The sequence below is a fragment of the Microbacterium salitolerans genome, from assembly GCF_019720895.1.
Classification (GTDB): domain Bacteria; phylum Actinomycetota; class Actinomycetes; order Actinomycetales; family Microbacteriaceae; genus Microbacterium.
Genome location: NZ_JAHKSH010000002.1, coordinates 616845 through 635412, shown reverse-complemented (window position 1 = coordinate 635412; position 18568 = coordinate 616845). Strand labels below are relative to the sequence as shown.

The window sequence follows — 18568 nt, the reverse complement described above, 5'->3', positions numbered from 1 at the left end:
TCTGCACCCCGACCGCAACGTCGTCGCCATGCGCGTCGACGGAGAGCTGACCGACCTCGCAGCGGAGGTCACGGACATCCAGACGGTCGAGCCGGTCACGATCGACAGCGAGGAGGGCCTCGCGATCCTCCGCCATTCCGCGGCGCACGTCCTCGCGCAGGCGGTTCAGTCGATCACCCCGCAGGCGAATCTCGGGATCGGGCCGCCGATCACCGACGGCTTCTACTACGACTTCGAGGTTGCAGAGCCCTTCACGCCCGACGACCTCAAGGCGATCAAGAAGGAGATGCAGCGCATCGTCAAGGCGGGTCAGCGCTTCGTTCGCCGGGCTGTCACCGACGACGAGGCGCGCTCCGAGCTGGCCGACGAGCCGTTCAAGCTCGAGCTCATCGGCCTCAAGGGCGGGTCGAAAGAAGCCGCCGAGGGCGCGAGCGTCGAGGTGGGTGCGGGCGAGCTGACGATCTACGACAACGTCGACCCGAAGACGGGCGAGGTCATCTGGAAGGACCTCTGTCGTGGGCCGCACCTCCCGAACACGAAGCTCATCGGCAACGGGTGGGACATCGTCCGCCTGGCGGGCGCCTACTGGCGCGGCGACGAGAAGAACCCTCAGCTCCAGCGCATCTACGGCACGGCGTGGCCCACGAAGGACGAGCTCAGGTCCTACCAGGATCGCCTCGCCGAGGCGGCGCGCCGCGACCACCGCAAGCTGGGTCGTGAGCTCGACCTCTTCTCGTTCCCGGAGGAGATCGGGTCGGGGCTGTCGGTGTGGCACCCCAAGGGCGGCGTGGTGCGCGGCGAGATGGAGCAGCACGCTCGTCGCCGCCACATCGAGGGCGGATACACCTACGTGTACACGCCGCACATCTCGAAGAGCGATCTCTTCCAGGCGTCCGGCCATCTGTCCACCTACGGTGACAGCATGTGGCCCGCCATCCACATGGACGAGGAGCGCGACGACGACGGCGCCATCACGAAGCAGGGCTCTGACTACTTCCTCAAGCCCATGAACTGCCCCATGCACATTCTCATCTACAAGGAGCGTGCACGCAGCTACCGCGACCTGCCGCTGCGGTTCGCCGAGAACGGCACCGTCTACCGCAACGAGCTCTCGGGGGCGCTGCACGGGCTCACACGCGTGCGCGGCTTCACGCAGGACGACTCCCACCTGTTCGTCACCCCCGACCAGCTCGAGGGCGAGGTGACGAAGGTTCTCGAGTTCATCATCTCGATGCTCCGCGACTTCGGCCTCGACGACTTCGAACTCGAGCTGTCGATGCGCGACGACGAGAAGTCGAAGTGGATCGGCAGCGACGAGTTCTGGGCCGATTCGACGAATGCGCTGCGCAACGTCGCGGTCGCGAGCGGGCTGAAGCTCACCGAGGTGCCCGGCGAGGCGGCGTTCTACGGCCCCAAGATCGACCTGAAGACGCGCGACGCGCTCGGGCGCGTGTGGCAGCTGTCGACCGTGCAGGTGGATCCGAACCTGCCCGAGCGTTTCGACCTCGAGTATGCGGCCGCCGACGGAACCAAGCAGCGCCCGATCATGATCCACCGCGCGCTGTTCGGGTCCATCGAGCGCTTCTTCGCGATTCTCCTCGAGCACTACGCGGGCGATTTCCCGGTGTGGCTCGCTCCCGTGCAGGTCATGGGCGTTCCCGTGGCGGGCGACTACGCCGACTACCTCGGCGACGTGGTCGATCAGCTTCGGCGCGCCGGCATCCGCGCCGAGCTCGATGCGTCCGACGACCGCATGCAGAAGAAGATCCGCACGCACACGACGAGCAAGGTGCCGCTGATCCTCATCGCCGGCGAGCAGGACCGCTCGGCGGGCACCGTCTCGTTCCGCTTCCGCGACGGCACGCAGCGCAACGGCGTGCCGATCGATGAGGCGATCGCGCTCGTCGCCCGCCTCGTGGGAGAGAAGAAGCTCGTGATGACGGACGAGGACGCTGCGTGACGGATCCCCGCGACGAGTTCTCGCAGCTCGAGCCGGAGAGCGCACTCGGGGGAGTCCCCGACGCGTTCCAGCGCCTCTGGACGCCGCATCGCATGGCGTACATCACGGCGGGCGCCGACGTGAACCGCGGCACGGGGTGTCCGTTCTGCGCGGCGCCCGACAAGTCCGATGAGGACGGACTCATCGTGCATCGCGGCGAGCACGCCTTCGTGCTGCTGAACCTGTTCCCATACAACTCCGGCCACCTGCTCGTGTGCCCCTACCGGCACGTCGGCCACTACGACGAGGCGACGGTCGCGGAGACGGCCGAGATCGCGCACCTCACGAAGGTCGCGATGGGGGTCCTGCGGACCACATCCCGTTGCGATGGCTTCAACATCGGCATGAATCAGGGCCAGGTCGCGGGGGCCGGCGTCGAAGAGCACCTGCACCAGCACATCGTGCCGCGCTGGGCGAGCGACGCGAACTTCTTCCCGATCATCGGCAGGACGAAAGCGCTTCCGCAGCTGCTCGGCGAGGTGCGTCAGGCCATCGCCGACGCCTGGCCCGCTTAGCAGTCCGCACGCCGTTCACCGTCGTGCGACCGCGACGGATCCGGCATCTGCGGCGAACGTGCGGGGCTGCCTCAGCTCGCCGCCTCGATCGCCGCGGCGAGGTCTGCTGCGAGGCGCTCCTGTGCGTCGTCGTCGAGATGGTGCGCCGTGATCCGCAGATGCGTCGATGGGGAGTCGGGCGAGACCTGGAACTCGTCTCCCGCGCGTGCGAGCCAGCCGCGACGCATCAGCTGCTCCACGACGCCGCGCGCGGGCTTGCCCGCGTCCACCCACAGGGTGAGCCCTTCGCCGTCTGCTGCCGCGATCCCGCGCGCGGCCAGGCGATCGCGCTGCGCCGTGGCCCGCTCCGCATAGTGGTCGGAGGCGGCGGCGATGCGCGCCCGGGCGTCCGGATCCGCGAGCTGGGCGTGAGCGAGACGCTGCAGCAGGTGACTCACCCACGTGGTGCCGGGGCTGAGCCGCAGCGCGAGGCGCTCCGCCGTGCGCGGATCTGACGCGACGACGGCCAGCGACATATCCGGGCCGAGGAACTTCGACACCGAGCGCACGAGCGCCCAGCGACGGTGGCCGGGGCCGACGATCGCGCGATGCGGGCGGTGGGAAAGCAGCGAGAAGTGGTCGTCGGAGATCACGAGCACGTAGGGGTGATCCGCGAGCAGCGTCCGAAGTGCGGCCGCACGGCGACCGGACAGGCTCGCGCCGGTCGGATTCTGCGCGCGCGGCGTGACGACGATCGCGCGCACCCCCTCGTCGAGGGCGGCCCGGACGCTCCCGACCGTCGGGCCCTCCGCATCGACCGCGATCGGGACCGGTCGGTATCCCGCGAGCCGGACCGTGCGGATGGTCGCGAGGAAGCCGGGATCCTCGATCGCGACGGCGTCGTCGCGCGTGAGCGCCTGCGCGAGGAGACGCTCGACCGCGTCGAACGCCCCGTTCGTGATCGTCAGCGTCGGACGCGACGGCACGTCCGGGCGAACCCATTCCTCGGCCCATCGGGCGAGTTCGGGATCGATGACGGACTCGCCGTAGAGAACGGGGCGACTGGCGAGCGCGGCGAGCGCGCGCGACACGTCGGGGATGAAGGTGGGATCGGGATTCCCCGCGGCGACGTCGCGCAGCGCACTCGCCGGGTCGAGCCCCTCCTGCGGCGTCGCGGGGGCGCCGGCGACGCGGGTGCCCGCGCGACCATGCGAACTCACGAGTCCCGCGAGCGATAGAGAGCGGTACGCCGCCACTGCCGTGTTGCGGTTGACGCCGAGCGCGTCGGCGAGGGCGCGCACCGGCGGCAGGGAGGATCCCTGTGCGAGCGCGCCGCGCTCGATCAGGGCCCGCACGCTGCCGGCGATCTCAGCCGCGGTCGCGCCCTGGATGCCGAACGTCATGTCGTCGTGTGTCATCAGAGCTGAGTATATTGTCTGATCGTTCTATGCTTTTGGCCTAGATCAAACCGTCAACCATGCGGGTCCGTCCCGCCGAGGGCAGGAGAGCCCATGAGCACAGCACCCGAGACGCAGATCGGCACGGGGCGCGTGAAGCGCGGATTCGCGGAGATGCTGAAGGGCGGCGTCATCATGGACGTCGTCACGGCCGAGCAGGCGCGGATCGCGGAGGATGCCGGCGCCGTCGCCGTCATGGCGCTCGAACGCGTGCCCGCCGACATCCGCGCCCAGGGCGGTGTGGCCCGCATGAGCGACCCGGATCTCATCGACGGCATCATCGACGCCGTCGAGATCCCCGTGATGGCGAAGGCGCGCATCGGACACTTCGTCGAAGCTCGTGTGCTGCAGGAGCTCGGAGTCGACTACATCGACGAGTCCGAGGTGCTCTCGCCGGCGGACTACGTGAATCACATCGACAAGTGGCCGTTCACGGTGCCGTTCGTCTGCGGCGCGACGAATCTGGGCGAGGCGCTGCGGCGCATCACCGAGGGTGCCGCGATGATCCGCTCGAAGGGCGAGGCCGGCACGGGAGACGTCTCGGAGGCGACCCGGCACATCCGTCAGATCACGGGCGAGCTCCGCCAGCTGTCCTCGAAGAGCGACGACGAGCTCTACGTCGTCGCCAAGGAGCTGCAGGCGCCGTACGAGCTCGTCGCCGAGGTCGCGCGCACGGGGGAGCTCCCCGTCGTGCTGTTCACGGCAGGCGGCGTCGCGACCCCCGCAGACGCGGCGATGATGATGCAGCTCGGTGCGGACGGCGTGTTCGTCGGCTCGGGCATCTTCAAATCGGGTGATCCCGCCGGTCGCGCGAAGGCGATCGTCCAGGCGACCACCTTCCACGACGACCCGGCTGTCGTCGCAGATGTCTCGCGCGGACTCGGCGAGGCGATGGTCGGCATCAGCGTCGCCGACGTGCCCGCGCCGCATCGTCTCGCCGAGCGCGGCTGGTGACGCCGCGCGTCGGGATCCTCGCCCTCCAAGGCGACGTGCGCGAGCACGAGCGCGTCCTCTCCGATCTCGGCGCGCGCACCACCCGCGTGCGCCGGCCGGAGGAGCTCGACCAGGTCGACGGGCTCGTGCTGCCGGGCGGGGAATCGTCGACGATCGACAAGCTCGCGCGGGCGTTCGAACTGCGCGATCCGCTCGTCGGGCGGATCCGGGCGGGGCTGCCCGTCTACGGGACGTGCGCGGGCATGATCCTGCTCGCTGACCGCATCGTCGATGGGATCGCCGGGCAGCGCACATTCGGCGGGCTCGATGTCACGGTGCGGCGCAACGCCTTCGGTCGCCAGAGCGAGTCGTTCGAGACCGAGATCGACGTGCCGGCGCTGGGGGCGCCGTCTGTGCGGGCGGCTTTCATCCGCGCGCCCGCGATCGAGGAGGTCGGACCGGCCGCGACCGTGCTCGCCCGCGTCGCCGACGGACGCGCCGTGGCGGCCGAGCAGGGAGCCGTGCTCGCGACGGCCTTCCATCCCGAGCAGACGGGGGAGCGGCGCTTCCATGCGCGATTCCTCGCCGCGGTGCGCGCGGTCGCCTGACCCGCCCGGGAGGACCCCACCGAAAATCGCCCGGTCCTCGGACGCCCACGGTCGGAAGGGTTCGTGGATCGGGCGATCCGCCTGACGTCCGGTCGCGAGGTCAGCGCAGCCGGCGCGGGGCGAACTCCATGCGGGGATTCGCGTAGTGCTCCTGCGCCTCGACGAGCTGCAGCTCCTTCGTGCCCGCGGCGTGCGTCTGCTCGAGCAGGCCGAACACGCTCGACGCCGTGCGCGCGAGGGAGTCGGCCGCATCTCCCGTGCGCGCATAGTGCGAGGTGAACAGAGCCGCCGTGACGTCTCCGGATCCGTTCGCCTTCATCGGGAGGTACGGTGTCTGCACGATCCAGGCGCCGGCGTCGTCGACCGCCATCATCTCGATCGTGCCGTTGGGGCGATCTGGGCGCTCGACGCTCGTGACCAGCACTGTGCGCGGCCCCATCGCGCGGGCAGCGTCGGCTGACGCGAGAGTCGACTCCACGGTGTCGGGCGATGTGCCGGTGAGGAATCCGAGCTCGAACTGATTCGGCGTGATGATGTCGGCAGCCGGAACGACCTTGTCGCGCAGCAGGTCGGGGATCGCCGGGGCCACGAAGCAGCCCGACTTCGCGTTGCCCATGACGGGATCGCAGGCGTAGAGCGCGTCCGGGTTCTGGGACTTCACGCGAGCGACGGCGTCGATGATGACGTCCGCGATACCCTCGGATCCCTGGTAGCCGCTCAGCACGGCGTCGAGCGAACCGAACGCGCCGCGCTCCTCGACGCCGGTGATGACGTCGGCGACGTCGGCCGGGTCCATCACCGGACCGCGCCATGCGCCGTAGCCGGTGTGGTTGGAGAAGGCGACGGTGTACACGGGGAGCACCTCGACGCCGATGCGCTGCATCGGGAACACGGCCGCGGAATTCCCCGCGTGCCCGTATGCCACGGCGGACTGAATCGAGAGGATCTGCATCCCTCGATCATGCCACCATGGATCCATGGGGAAGCGCGGCGGGGTCATCGCGGTGGTCGCCGTGCTCGCGGTCGTGGCCGTCGGCGCGATCCTCGCCGCATCGCTCTGGTCGACCGGCGATCCGTCGGCGGATCCCACCCCGTCGCCGAGCGGAACTGCGACGCCGTCTCCGACCGCCTCTCCGACCCCCGCCGGCCCGCCGCCCGACGGGCGTGAGCACACCGTGGGAGACCTTCCCGCCGTCAACGTGCACGCGGTGATCGGCGAGCTGCCCGTCGACGATGCTCCCCAGGAGCGGACGCTCGGCATCACGGCGCGGCCCGCGGACGGCGGCGCGCCCGTCTACGCCGACCCGGCGGGCGATCCCGTGGCGTGGATGCACCGCGAGGAGACCTATCACGGCACCTCCGTTCCCGTTATCGAGAAGCACGACCACTGGGTGAAGGTGCTGCTGGTCGGGCGCCAGGCGCGTGCGGGAGATGGGGATCCGAGCCAGCTCTCGGGCTGGATGCGCACGGCGGACGTCGGCTTGACCGATAACGCGCAGCGCGTCGAGGTCGACCTCGACGCGCGCACGATTGACATCGTCACGGCGGAGGGCGACGACGAGACACGCGAGACGATCGCCACGGATTTCGCTTGGGGCGCCGACGCGACTCCGACGCCCGTCGGCCGCTCCTTCGTGATGCTGCAGGAGGAAGAGGTGTCGTTTCCCTATACGAGGGGTCATCCCATGATCTACCTCTCGGTGCAGTCGCCGACGCTTCCGGGCTTCTCGGGCCAGACCGTGGCCGTGACGGCGTTCCATTACCACGATGTGCGCACGGGGGCGATCTCGAACGGGTGCATCCGCGTCGACGCCGACGTCGCGGAGCGGCTGTACCAGCTGCCGGAGGGCACGCCGGTCCATATCGTCTAGGGGCCCGGCCCGAGGGGACGTGTCGCATCTGCGTAGGATGGAACGAGGCCCTCCGGCGCACCGCCGCGCATCGGTGCGCTGTTCTGTCCGGGCCGCAGACGCATTCAAGGAGTTCTATGTCCGGTCATTCCAAGTGGGCGACGACCAAGCACAAGAAGGCCGCGATCGACGCGAAGCGCGCGAAGTCGTGGGCGAAGCTGATCAAGAACATCGAGGTCGCGGCGCGACTCGGCGGCCCCGACGAGTCGGGCAACCCGACGCTTTTCGATGCCGTCCTCAAGGCGAAGAAGACCTCGGTCCCGAAGGACAACATCGAGCGCGCCATCAAGCGCGGCGCGGGCATCGGCGGCGAAGCCGTCGAGTACACGACGATCATGTACGAGGCCTACGGCCAGGGCGGAACGGCGCTGCTCATCGAGTGCCTCACGGACAACAAGAACCGTGCCGCGGCAGAGGTGCGCACGATCGTCACCCGCAACGGCGGCACCATGGCCGACCCCGGCAGCGTCTCGTTCAATTTCGAGCGCAAGGGGGTCATCGTCGTCCCCGGTGAGAACACGACCGAGGACGACGTCATGATGGCGGCGCTCGAGGCCGGTGCTCAGGAGATCGAGCCGCATCCGCAGGGGTTCGAGGTCATCACCGAGGCGAGCGACATGGTGGCGGTCCGCACCGCACTCGTCGACGCGGGCATCGAGTACGACTCCGCGGATGCCGAGTTCGTCGCGAACGTCAAGGTCCCGGCGGATGCCGACACCGCGCGCAAGGTGTTCAAGCTCATCGACGCGCTCGACGACAGCGATGACGTGCAGAACGTCTTCACCAACATCGACATCACCGACGAGGTGCAGGCCGAGCTCGAAGAAGACGAGGACTGATCCGTCTGCGGAAAACGCCCCGCGGGTGCCGAACGGCGCTCGCGGGGCGTCTACGTTTGTAGGCATGACGCGTGTTCTCGGCATCGACCCCGGCCTCACCCGGTGCGGCATCGGAGTCGTCGACGTCGCCGCGGACCGCACGGCCCGACTGGTGCACGTCGACGTCGTGCGCTCGCCCGTCGACGCCTCGGTCGGAGACCGGCTCGCGATCATCGCACGGGGGATCCGAGATGTGCTCGACGTGCACGAGCCCGAGGTGGCGGCCGTCGAACGGGTCTTCGCGCAGCACAACGTCGCATCGGTCATGGGCACAGCCCAGGCGTCCGGCGTCGCCCTGATGCTTGCGGCGGAGCGCGGGATCCCGACGGCGACGCACACCCCGAGCGAGGTGAAGGCGGCGATCACCGGGTACGGATCCGCAGACAAGCTGCAGGTGCAGCACATGGTGGCGCGCGTGCTGGGTCTGCCGAGTGCGCCGAAGCCGGCCGATGCGGCCGATGCACTCGCGATCGCGCTGTGTCATGCCTGGCGCTCGGGGCCGGCGTCCGCGGCGCCCGGCTCGGACATGTCGACGCCCGCCCAGCGGGCGTGGGCTGCGGCGGAGAAGCGGTCGCGTGTCGCTCGAACATATGTCCGAACAGCTCGATAGCCTGTGGGGATGATCTCGTCCCTTCGCGGCACCGTCCTGCATGCCGGATCCGACCAGGTGATCGTGGAGGTGACCGGCGTCGGGTTCACCGTCGCGGTGCCGACCGACGTCGCGCGCACCGCGCGGGAGGGCGAGCCGGTGTTCCTGCACACGCATCTCGTCGTCCGCGAGGATGCGATGAACCTGTTCGGCTTCGCCTCGCGCGAGGAGCTCGACGTCTTCGGCACGCTGCTCGGCGTGAGCGGGGTGGGTCCGAAATCGGCACTCGGGGTGCTGTCGAGTCTCACGATCGATCAGATCGCCGCCGCCGTGCAGGAAGAGGACGACAAGCCGTTCCGCAAGGTCTCCGGTATCGGCCCGAAGACCGCGAAGCTCATCGCCCTGCAGCTGCAGGGCAAGCTCGACGCGCCCGCTGCGGCTCCCACGGCGCAGACAGCGCCTGCGCTCGTCGTGGACCAGGTTGTGCAGGCGCTGGCGGGTCTCGGTTGGCCCGATCGCGTGGCCTCTGACACGGTCGCCCGTGTGTCCGAGACAGCCTCGGCCTCGGACCGCGACTCCGTGCAGGCGCTTCTGCGCCTGACCCTCGCCGCGCTCGGACCCGCGCAGCCGGGAGGCGCCCGTGGCTGACGAGGACGTCATCTCGGCCGAGCCGCAGGGTGACGCGGAGCTCGCCGTTGAGGGCGCGCTGCGCCCGCAGAGCCTCGACGAGTTCGTCGGGCAGCACAAGGTGCGCGGCCAGCTCCAGCTCCTGCTGGAGGCGGCGCGGATCCAGGACCGCTCGGCGGATCACATTCTCCTCGCCGGGCCGCCCGGCCTCGGGAAGACCACGCTCGCGATGATCGTCGCCCACGAGGCCGGGCGTCCGCTGCGCATGTCGAGCGGCCCCGCGATTCAGCACGCCGGCGATCTCGCGGCGCTCCTGTCGAGTCTCACGCCGGGCGAGGTGCTCTTCATCGACGAGATCCATCGCATGGCCCGATCCGCCGAGGAGATGCTCTATCTCGCGATGGAGGACTTCCGGATCGACATCATGGTGGGCAAGGGGGCGGGCGCGACGAGCATCCCCCTCGAGCTCGCGCCGTTCACCCTCGTCGGGGCGACGACACGATCGGGTCTGCTGCCGAATCCGCTGCGCGACCGCTTCGGGTTCACCGCGCACCTCGAGTATTACGAGGCGAACGAGCTCGAGGACGTGCTCGCCCGGTCGTCGTCGGTTCTCGGGGTCGGCCTCGAGCCGGACCATCGCGCGGAGATCGCTCGCCGCTCGCGCGGGACGCCCCGCATATCGAACCGGCTGCTGCGCCGTGTGCGCGACTGGACTCTCGTCCACGGAGGAGGAGAAGCGGTCACTCTCTCCGGCGTGCGTGCCGCACTGGATCTCTACGACGTCGACGCGATCGGCCTCGACCGACTGGACCGCGCTGTTCTCGATGCGCTCGTGCGTCGATTCCGCGGCGGCCCTGTGGGGCTCTCGACGCTCGCCGTCTCGGTGGGGGAAGAAGCCGACACCGTCGAAAGCGTCGTCGAGCCGTATCTCGTGCGCATCGGCTTCATGGCACGGACGCCGCGTGGTCGCATCGCGACCCCGGAGGCATACGCGCACCTCGGGATCCCTCATCCGGCGGAGTTCGGCTCCGCCGATGACCTATAATCGGTGAGATGCGCCGGGAGATCCGGCGTTTCGTCTCGTTGCGGCTCCTCATCGTCGAGCGACGTCCCCCACTACGAAAGGCTCCACCCGAACTATGGATCCGAACATCCTGCTTCTCGTCATCGCGGGCGCTCTCCTCGTCTTCATGTTCTGGAGCTCGAGCCGTCGCCGGAAGAAGATGCAGGCGGAGGAGCAGCGCCGTCAGCAGCTCCTGGTTCCGGGTGCCGCCGTCATGACGCGCGCCGGCCTCTACGGCACGCTCGTCTCGTTCGACGCCGACGACCTCACGCAGCACGCCGTGATCCAGATCGCGCCCGGCGTCGAGGTCGAGGTGCACGCGCAGACCGTCACGCTCGACCCGGAGGCCGAGCAGGAAGACGTCTACGACGAAGACGACGAGGTCGAGGACGACGTCGACGAGATCGTGGAGCCCGAGATCGCGATCGAGGGCGTCGACGAGCCGGCGGAGACTCGCCGCGACGAGGACGACACCAAGAAGGACTGAGCCGTTCGCGGTCGTCCCTCGGCCGCATCGGGTCCCATCCACCCACGACAACGAAGGCGACCTCAGCCGTGGCGACACCCTCACCCACGCGCCGTGCTTGGCGCGCTCTCATCGGCCTGTTCGCGCTCACGGCCGTTCTGTTCGGCCTGAACGCCTTCGGCGTCTACGGCCTCAAGGAGGGCACGTGGGTTCCTGAGCTCGCGCTCGACCTTCAGGGCGGCACCCAGATCGTTCTGGAGGCCGACACAGGGGGCGAGGTGCCCACTGCCGAGCAGATGGACCAGGCCGTCGAGATCATCCGTCAGCGTGTCGATGCCTCCGGCGTCGCCGAAGCGCAGGTGACGACGCAGGGGTCGTCGAACATCGTCGTCCAGATCCCGGGCAACGCCGACCAGGAGACGCGCGACCGCATCGAGGCGAGCGCGCAGATGCAGCTGCGTCCGGTGCTCGTCGCCACGGATCCCGCGACGAGCTTCGTCGGCGAAGACGACGAGGAGACGCCGTATCCGACGCCGGATCCGTCTCTCGCAGCGACGCCGACGGCGGAGCCGACCGACGGGAGCGATCTCGCGTGGGTGACGCCGAAGCTGCAGGCGGAGCTGCTCGCATACGACTGCGCCGATGAGAGCAACGACCCGGCGCACAGCCCGGCCGACGAGCCGCTCATCACATGCGACGCCAACGGCACCGCGAAGTACATCCTCGGTCCGGTCGAACTCGACGGATCCGCGATCGACGACGCCCAGGCCGTGCTCACGCAGCAGGGCGCGTGGGCCGTGCAGGTTTCCTTCGACTCGCACGGCACGGATGTCTTCGGCGACGTCAGCCAGCGCCTGTACAACCTGCAGGGCGCACAGAATCAGTTCGCGTTCGTTCTCGATGGGCAGGTGATCTCCGCCCCGACGATGAACGCCGTCATCACGAACGGCTCCCCGCAGATCTCCGGACAGGGGATCAACGAGGACTCCGCGAAGGTGCTCGCCGATCAGCTCCGCTTCGGCGCGCTGCCCATGAGCTTCGAGGTCGTCTCGAGCGAGACGATCTCGGCGACGCTCGGGTCGCAGCAGCTGCAGATCGGCCTCATCGCCGGTCTCATCGGCCTCGCGCTCGTCGCGCTGTGGGTTCTGCTCGTGAGCTATCGCTCGCTCGGCTTCGTGATCATCGCGTCGCTGGGTGTCATGGCGGTGCTGACCTATGTCCTGCTGTGCCTGCTCTCGTGGCGCATCGACTATCGCCTGTCGCTCGCCGGCGTCGCGGGTCTGATCGTGACGATCGGGTTCACGGCCGACTCGTTCATCGTCTACTTCGAGCGCATCCGCGACGAGCTCCGTGCCGGAAAGTCGGCGACGGCGGCAGTCGAGGACGGCTGGTCGCGCGCGAAGCGGACGATCTACATCGCGAAGTCGATCAACGTGCTCGCGGCCGTCGTTCTCTACGTCCTCGCGGACGCGACCGTGAAGGGCTTCGCCTTCACGCTGGGCCTCACGACGCTGCTCGACGTGCTCATCTTCGTGATGTTCACGCATCCCGTCATGCAGCTCCTCGTGCGCACGCGCTTCTTCGGCGGAGGACACCCTCTCTCGGGGCTCGACCCCGAGTCGCTCGGCGCCGTGTACCGCGGACGCGCGCGCTTCCGCGAGCCGGTTGCGACGGCCCCGCGCAACTCCCGCTCGCAGCGGGAGGCGGCGCGCCGGCAGACGATCGCGGAGCGCAAGCTCGCCGAGCAGCGCGCCGGCACCGCAGACGATATGAAGTCCACGAGCGGAGAGGGTGACGACTGATGCGCTCCATCAACGAGCTCGGAAACGATCTCTACACGGGCAAGACGTCCATTCCCTTCGTGGGACGCCGTCGACTCTGGTTCATCATCGCGATCGTGCTCGTGGTGATCTCGGCGATCGCTCCATTCGCGCGCGGGGTCGAGTTCTCGATCGAGTTCACGGGCGGATCCCAGTTCACCGTCTCGAACCCGTCGTCGACGGATCAGGCGATCGCCACAGATGCGGTCGCCGATGTCGCCCCCGAGGCGGAGTCGACCGTCACCGTCGTGGGCGGCGACGACATCCGCGTGCAGACCACGTCTCTCGAGAACGACGTCTCGCGTGAGGTCGCTGCGGCACTCGCCGACGCGTACGGCGTCTCGCCCGACGAGGTGACAGATTCGTTCATCGGTCCGACGTGGGGTCAGCAGGTGACGAACCAGTCGCTGCTCGGACTCGTGATCTTCCTCGCACTCACCTTCCTCATCCTGGCGATCTACTTCCGCACCTGGAAGATGTCGGTCGCCGCGATCATCGGACTCGTCGACGTCCTCATCGTCACGATCGGGATCTACTCGCTCGCGGGCTTCCAGATCTCACCGTCGGCGGTGATCGGCTTCCTCACGATCCTCGCGTACTCCCTGTACGACACCACCGTCGTGTTCGACAAGATCCGGGAGAACACACGCGAGGAGCACGCCGATCGCACCTTCGGCGAGGCCGTCAACCTCGCCGTCAACCAGACGCTCATCCGCTCCATCAACACGTCGGTGGTCGCGGCACTCCCCGTCGCCGCGATCCTCTTCATCGGCGTGTTCGGAATGGGTGCCGAGACGCTCAGCGACATCTCGCTGTCGATCTTCGTGGGCATCATCGTCGCGACGTACTCCACGCTGTTCGTCGCCGCGCCGCTCTACTCGTATCTGCGTGAGCGCGAACCTCAGGTGCGCCAGCGCGATGAGCGGATCCTCGAGCAGCGTGCTGCGGCAGCAGCCGACGCCGCGTCCGTCTGAGCGGGCATAGGATGAGCGCCATGATCGCGGTCTCTGCTCGCACAGGGGAGGGGCGCCGTGGCTGACACGCTCTCGACGCCGCCCTCCGGGCCGAGCCTGCGCTGGCTGGTGCCCCGCATCTTCACGCGCGCGAAGCCGAACGCCGACGTCCAGAAGTTGATCGACACCGTGCGCGGCAACCATCCGCGCGGAGATATCGCGGTCATCGAGAAGGCGTATCGCGTCGCTGACGAGAAGCACGCCGGGCAGAAGCGCCGGAGCGGTGAGCCGTACATCACGCATCCGCTCGCCGTCGCGCAGATCCTGGCAGATCTCGGCCTCGGTCCCCGCGCGATCGCCGCGGCGCTCCTGCACGACACGGTCGAGGACACGGGGTACCCGCTCGACGAGCTCACCGCCGAGTTCGGCGACGAGGTCGCGCTCCTCGTCGACGGCGTGACCAAGCTCGACAAGGTCAAATACGGCGAGAGCGCCCAGGCCGAGACGGTGCGCAAGATGATCGTCGCGATGTCGAAGGACGTGCGCGTCCTCGTCATCAAGCTCGCCGATCGCCTCCACAACGCCCGCACCTGGGGCTTCGTCCCGCCCGAGAAGGCGAAGAAGAAGGCCACGGAGACGCTCGAGATCTATGCGCCGCTGGCGCACCGGCTCGGCATCGCCGCGATCAAGAGCGAGCTCGAGGACCTCTCGTTCGCGGTGCTGTACCCCAAGATCTACAACGAGATCGACAGCCTCGTGAAGCAGCGCACACCGCAGCGCGAGCAGTACGTCCAGAAGGTGATCGACGAGGTCAATCGCGACCTCGGCGATCTGCGGATACGCGGCTCCGTGTCGGGGCGTCCCAAGCAGCTGTACTCCGTGTATCAGAAGATGGTCGTCCGCGGTCGTGAGTTCGACGACATCTACGATCTTCTCGGGATCCGCGTTATCGTGCAGTCCGTGCGCGACTGCTACGCCGTGCTCGGATCCATTCACGCACGCTGGACGCCGCTCCCCGGGCGCTTCAAGGACTACATCGCGACGCCGAAGTTCAACCTCTACCGCTCCCTGCACACGACCGTCATCGGGCCCGGGGGCCGTACGGTCGAGATCCAGATCCGCACGCAGGAGATGCACCAGCAGGCCGAGTACGGCGTTGCGGCGCACTGGATGTACAAGGAACGGATGCAGGCGACGGGCGGCCGCCCCGATGAGCGCGCATCCGGCCAGGACATGGCGTGGATTGCCCGGCTGAGCGATTGGCAGGCCGAAACCAAGGATCCCGGGGAGTTCCTCGATTCCCTGCGCTTCGAGATCGGCGCCAAGGAGGTCTACGTCTTCACGCCGAAGGGTCGCGTGATCGGGCTTCCCACAGGCGCGACGCCCGTCGACTTCGCCTTCGCTGTGCACACCGAAATCGGATATCGCACCATGGGTGCCAAGGTCAACGGCCGTCTCGTGCCGCTCGAGACGGAGCTGCACTCCGGGGACGTCGTCGAGGTGTTCACGTCGAAGAATCCGGATGCGGGTCCCAGCCAGGACTGGCTGTCCTTCGTCAAGAGCACCCGAGCTCGAAACAAGATCCGCGGCTGGTTCACGAAGGAGCGCCGCGAGGAGGCGATCGAGCAGGGCAAGGAAGGCATCGTGCGAGCGATGCGCCGTCACAACGTGCCGCTCGCGCGTCTCAAGGACGCACTGCCTGAGGTCGCGTCGGGGATGCACTACGACGACATCTCTGCGCTGTATGCGGCAGTGGGCGAGGGACATGTCTCCTCGCAGCACGTGCTCGAGAAGGTCCAGGCGTCGCTCACCGAAGCCGAACCGGCTTCGGGCCCGATCGACCTGCCTCCGACGGCGAGTCAGCGCCCGCGCGTCGGCGACTCCGGTGTGCTCGTCCGAGGCGCGCCCGACATCCTCGTGAAGCTCGCCAAGTGCTGCACACCCGTGCCCGGAGACGAGATCATCGGCTTCGTGACGCGCGGCAGCGGAGTGTCGGTGCACCGGGCCGACTGCACCAACGTCGTATCGCTCCAGCAGGATCCCGAGCGGATCATCGACGTGGAATGGGCACCGTCGACGAAGGCGGTGTTCCTCGTGCAGATCCAGGTCGAAGCGCTCGATCGCGGCGGACTGCTCAGTGACATCACGCGGATCCTCACGGAGCATCACGTCAACATCCTGTCGGCGTCGGTGCAGACGACCCGCAATCGGCTGGCTCTCAGCCGGTATGTCTTCGAGATGGGCGACACCGTGCATCTCGACCGCGTGCTCAACGCGGTGCGCCGCATCGAGGGCGTCTACGACGTGTACCGCGTCACCTCATCCTGACTGCCGAATGAGGCGTGCGAGCGTGTGCGTGAAGCGCAGCCGCCGGCCCTGTTCGAGCCATGCGAGCATGGGATCCGCGAGATCCTCGCGCGCGAGCAGCGTGCGCAGAGCTGTCGCCGCGAGCGCGTCGTCCGCATCGGCGAACGACGCGCGGGCGACGTCGTAGAACGTGCGTTCGATGGTCGCAACGGTGACGCGCGCGATCGACACGGTGTCGACCTCGGGCAGAGGCCAGTCGTGGAGGACGACTCCCGTCGCCCAGTGACGCTTCGCGGGGGTGCTCTCGAGACGCTGTGCGTGGTGAGGATCCGGTTCGGCCTGCAGCGCGCCATGGATCCATGCCGCCGTGCGCCCGACCGCCGCGAAGCCCGCCGGGATCACGGGGCGGGCGACATTCGCTCGGACCATGTCGTTGTGCGGCTGATCGACGGCCGCGTAGGCGTTCCGGCCCACGGCGACGATGTCACCGTCGAGCCGGGCGGCGCTCAGCTCGGCGACCGACAGGGGCGAGCCTTCATGCAACGCGAACGGGGGCATGCCGCGAGTATGTCGCGACATGCCCCCGTGGCGCAGATGCCTGTGGAGAGAGGGGCGTGATCGCCTGCGCCGCAGGCGGTCACGCGTGCGAAGCGACCTAGCCTCCGATGGCGCGGAGCCAGGCCGTGCGGGCGTCGATGGCCTCCTGCGCTTCGGTGGCCGCCCTGTCGTCACCCGCCGCGCGCGCCTTCTCGAGGTCGGCTTCGAATTCGACGATCGATTCGCGCAGCTGCGCGCCCATGTCGTTCGCGCGCGCCTTCGTCTCCGGGTTGTTGCGCTTCCAGTCGATCTCCTCGCGCTCCTTCAGGGCGAGTTCGATCTTGCGCATGCGGCCGTCGAGATCGCGCTCGACGTCTCGCGGGAAGATGCGCCCGACCTCGTCCCAGCGACGCTGGATCGACGTGAGCGTCGCGCGCGCCTGCTTGAGGTCTGCGATATCGGCGACCTGCTTCGCCTCCTCGAGGAGGGCGGTGCGCTCCTCGATGCGGGGAGCCGATTCGGCCTCCTCCTCGGCGTTGCGCTCGGTACGTGCCTGATAGAGGACGTCGCCCGCGGCCTTGAACCGCGCCCACAGGGCGTCGTCGGCCTTGCGACCGGCGCGGCCGGCGCGCTTCCACTCGTCGAGGAGCGCGCGATACGTCGGGATCCCGTCCTCGCCCTGCGAGACGAGAGCCTCGGCGCGCTCGATGATGCGGGTCTTGTCAGCCTTGGCGCTCTTGTGGACCTCATCGAGCTCGGCGAAGAACGCCCGACGGGCGCGTTCGACCTTCGAACGTGAGTCGCGGAAGCGCTTCCACAGGGCCTGGGCCGTCGACTTCGGCAGGCGCGGTCCGGTCTTCTGGTGCGTCTGCCACGCCGCGAACAGGTCGTTCAGCTCGGTCGTCGCCTGCTTCCACTGCACCGTCTCCGGGTCGCGTGCCGCCAACTGCTCGACCTGCTCGACGATCTTCTCGCGTTCGGCGATCGCGGCGTCGACCGCCGCGCGCTGGGCCGTGGCCTCCTGCGCACTCGCCTCAGCGAGCTCGTCGATCATGCCGGTGAGTCGCGTGGCGAGGCCTTCCAGATCACCGACCGCGGAAGCCCCGACGACGTCATCGCGCAGCTGCGTCGCCTGCTTGCGGAGGTCGGATGCCGACGCGCCGCCCGCCTGGTGTCGCTGCTCGATCGTCGCGACCTTGAACGCGAGGTCATCGAACTTGCGCACGTAGTACTGCAGGGCCTCATCGTGCGTGCCATCGGGGAACTCGCCGACGACGCGCCAGTCGTCGCCTTCCTTGACGGAGACGACGCCGTTCTCGTCGACGCGCCCCCATTCGGATGCGCCGGGAGTCGCGGGAGCGACGGACGGCACCACGGAAGGCGCCTCGGCGACGGGGGCGACCGGCGGCTTGGGGCGCTTGGCGAGGGCGGCCGGGCTGGGGACAGGACCGGGCTTCGGTGCGTCAGCGGTCTTGTCGGTCTCGGAGGGGTTGTCGGGCGTCGACACGGGAGGCTCCTCAGCGCGGGGGTCCGCGGGAAGGGGAAAGGGACGCACCCAGCCTAGTACGACGAGGAGCCGACGGGAGAGGAGTTCCTCACGGAGACGGCGCGGACGTCTCCGCTGGCGCGCTCGACGGCGTCGGGACGGTCGTGGGCGTCGATGTGGGTCCGGGCACGGGCTCCGGCGTGACTGCGGTGTCCGGGGCCTGACCGGGGCCGACCGTGTAGAACACGGCCTGGCCCACGACTGCGCCGAGCACGACGACTCCGGTGACGATCCCTGCGGCGAGGTTGTCGCGGCGGCGGCGCTTCGCGACCTTCTCGTGGAGGCGCGTGCGCGCCTCGTACACCCGTGCGCGCTCGCGCTGTTCGCGCTCCGCGCGCTGCTTGGCCGTGGCCACGGTGCCTCCTGATATAGCCGGTGGGG

General features: G+C 68.8%; 18 protein-coding genes. 13 read left to right on the top strand and 5 right to left on the bottom strand.

Going from position 1 to position 18568, the window contains the following annotated elements; translation table 11 throughout:
* Positions 1–28 precede the first annotated feature (28 nt).
* Together thrS and KOL93_RS06210 are read left to right on the top strand one after the other, a co-directional pair.
* Positions 29–1960, top strand: coding sequence for a threonine--tRNA ligase (gene thrS / locus KOL93_RS06215; RefSeq protein WP_221584547.1), 1932 nt, complete (start codon positions 29–31; stop codon positions 1958–1960).
* Positions 1957–2514, top strand: coding sequence for an HIT family protein (locus KOL93_RS06210; protein WP_308291553.1), 558 nt, complete (start codon positions 1957–1959; stop codon positions 2512–2514). Before thrS ends, KOL93_RS06210 begins: the two co-directional genes overlap by 4 nt.
* 71 nt (positions 2515–2585) lie before the next feature.
* Here the strand turns inward: KOL93_RS06210 and KOL93_RS06205 are convergent, their stop codons facing one another.
* Positions 2586–3911 (bottom strand): aminotransferase class I/II-fold pyridoxal phosphate-dependent enzyme, encoded by a 1326-nt coding sequence (locus tag KOL93_RS06205; RefSeq protein WP_260405944.1) that lies wholly within the window; start codon positions 3909–3911, stop codon positions 2586–2588.
* 93 nt (positions 3912–4004) lie between these two features.
* Here KOL93_RS06205 and pdxS point away from each other — a divergent pair, with 93 nt between their 5' ends.
* Together pdxS and pdxT are read left to right on the top strand one after the other, a co-directional pair.
* Positions 4005–4904 carry a pyridoxal 5'-phosphate synthase lyase subunit PdxS gene (pdxS, locus tag KOL93_RS06200; RefSeq protein ID WP_221584438.1) on the top strand — a complete coding sequence of 300 codons (900 nt, stop codon included), beginning with the start codon at positions 4005–4007 and terminating at the stop codon, positions 4902–4904.
* A complete protein-coding gene (pdxT, locus tag KOL93_RS06195; RefSeq protein ID WP_221584544.1) occupies positions 4898–5491 on the top strand; it encodes a pyridoxal 5'-phosphate synthase glutaminase subunit PdxT in 594 nt (197 codons plus the stop codon). The genes pdxS and pdxT overlap by 7 nt, the downstream gene beginning before the upstream one ends.
* Before the next feature lie 100 nt (positions 5492–5591).
* Here pdxT and pdxY read toward each other — a convergent pair whose 3' ends face one another.
* On the bottom strand, positions 5592–6443 hold the full coding sequence (pdxY, locus tag KOL93_RS06190) for a pyridoxal kinase PdxY (RefSeq protein WP_221584437.1): 852 nt from the start codon (positions 6441–6443) through the stop codon (positions 5592–5594).
* A 25-nt stretch (positions 6444–6468) separates the two neighbouring features.
* Here pdxY and KOL93_RS06185 point away from each other — a divergent pair, with 25 nt between their 5' ends.
* From KOL93_RS06185 to KOL93_RS06145, 9 genes are all read left to right on the top strand, one after another.
* Positions 6469–7362: a L,D-transpeptidase gene (locus KOL93_RS06185; protein WP_221584436.1), complete on the top strand. Its 894-nt coding sequence runs from the start codon at positions 6469–6471 to the stop codon at positions 7360–7362.
* A 116-nt stretch (positions 7363–7478) separates the two neighbouring features.
* Positions 7479–8240, top strand: coding sequence for a YebC/PmpR family DNA-binding transcriptional regulator (locus KOL93_RS06180; protein ID WP_221584435.1), 762 nt, complete (start codon positions 7479–7481; stop codon positions 8238–8240).
* A 64-nt stretch (positions 8241–8304) separates the two neighbouring features.
* Complete coding sequence (gene ruvC / locus KOL93_RS06175; RefSeq protein ID WP_221584434.1) at positions 8305–8889, top strand: crossover junction endodeoxyribonuclease RuvC; 585 nt, start codon at positions 8305–8307, stop codon at positions 8887–8889.
* Between the two features lie 9 nt (positions 8890–8898).
* The gene (gene ruvA, locus KOL93_RS06170; RefSeq protein WP_221584433.1) at positions 8899–9516 is read left to right on the top strand and encodes a Holliday junction branch migration protein RuvA; all 618 of its coding nucleotides are present in this window, start codon (positions 8899–8901) and stop codon (positions 9514–9516) included.
* Positions 9509–10540: a Holliday junction branch migration DNA helicase RuvB gene (ruvB, locus tag KOL93_RS06165; protein ID WP_221584432.1), complete on the top strand. Its 1032-nt coding sequence runs from the start codon at positions 9509–9511 to the stop codon at positions 10538–10540. The genes ruvA and ruvB overlap by 8 nt, the downstream gene beginning before the upstream one ends.
* 94 nt (positions 10541–10634) lie before the next feature.
* Entirely contained in the window at positions 10635–11045 is a 411-nt protein-coding gene (locus tag KOL93_RS06160) for a preprotein translocase subunit YajC (protein ID WP_221584431.1), read from the top strand.
* A 68-nt stretch (positions 11046–11113) separates the two neighbouring features.
* Complete coding sequence (gene secD, locus KOL93_RS06155) at positions 11114–12826, top strand: protein translocase subunit SecD (protein WP_221584430.1); 1713 nt, start codon at positions 11114–11116, stop codon at positions 12824–12826.
* On the top strand, positions 12826–13818 hold the full coding sequence (gene secF / locus KOL93_RS06150; RefSeq protein ID WP_221584429.1) for a protein translocase subunit SecF: 993 nt from the start codon (positions 12826–12828) through the stop codon (positions 13816–13818). Before secD ends, secF begins: the two co-directional genes overlap by 1 nt.
* A 57-nt stretch (positions 13819–13875) precedes the next feature.
* Positions 13876–16125 (top strand): RelA/SpoT family protein, encoded by a 2250-nt coding sequence (locus tag KOL93_RS06145; protein WP_221584428.1) that lies wholly within the window; start codon positions 13876–13878, stop codon positions 16123–16125.
* Here the strand turns inward: KOL93_RS06145 and KOL93_RS06140 are convergent.
* The 3 genes from KOL93_RS06140 to KOL93_RS06130 form a co-directional block, all read right to left on the bottom strand.
* Positions 16117–16662 carry an SAM-dependent methyltransferase gene (locus KOL93_RS06140; protein ID WP_221584427.1) on the bottom strand — a complete coding sequence of 182 codons (546 nt, stop codon included), beginning with the start codon at positions 16660–16662 and terminating at the stop codon, positions 16117–16119. The genes KOL93_RS06145 and KOL93_RS06140 overlap by 9 nt on opposite strands.
* A 97-nt stretch (positions 16663–16759) precedes the next feature.
* Positions 16760–18148: a DUF349 domain-containing protein gene (locus KOL93_RS06135; protein ID WP_221584426.1), complete on the bottom strand. Its 1389-nt coding sequence runs from the start codon at positions 18146–18148 to the stop codon at positions 16760–16762.
* A gap of 88 nt (positions 18149–18236) precedes the next feature.
* On the bottom strand, positions 18237–18542 hold the full coding sequence (locus KOL93_RS06130; protein WP_221584425.1) for a dioxygenase: 306 nt from the start codon (positions 18540–18542) through the stop codon (positions 18237–18239).
* Positions 18543–18568: the final 26 nt, after the last annotated feature.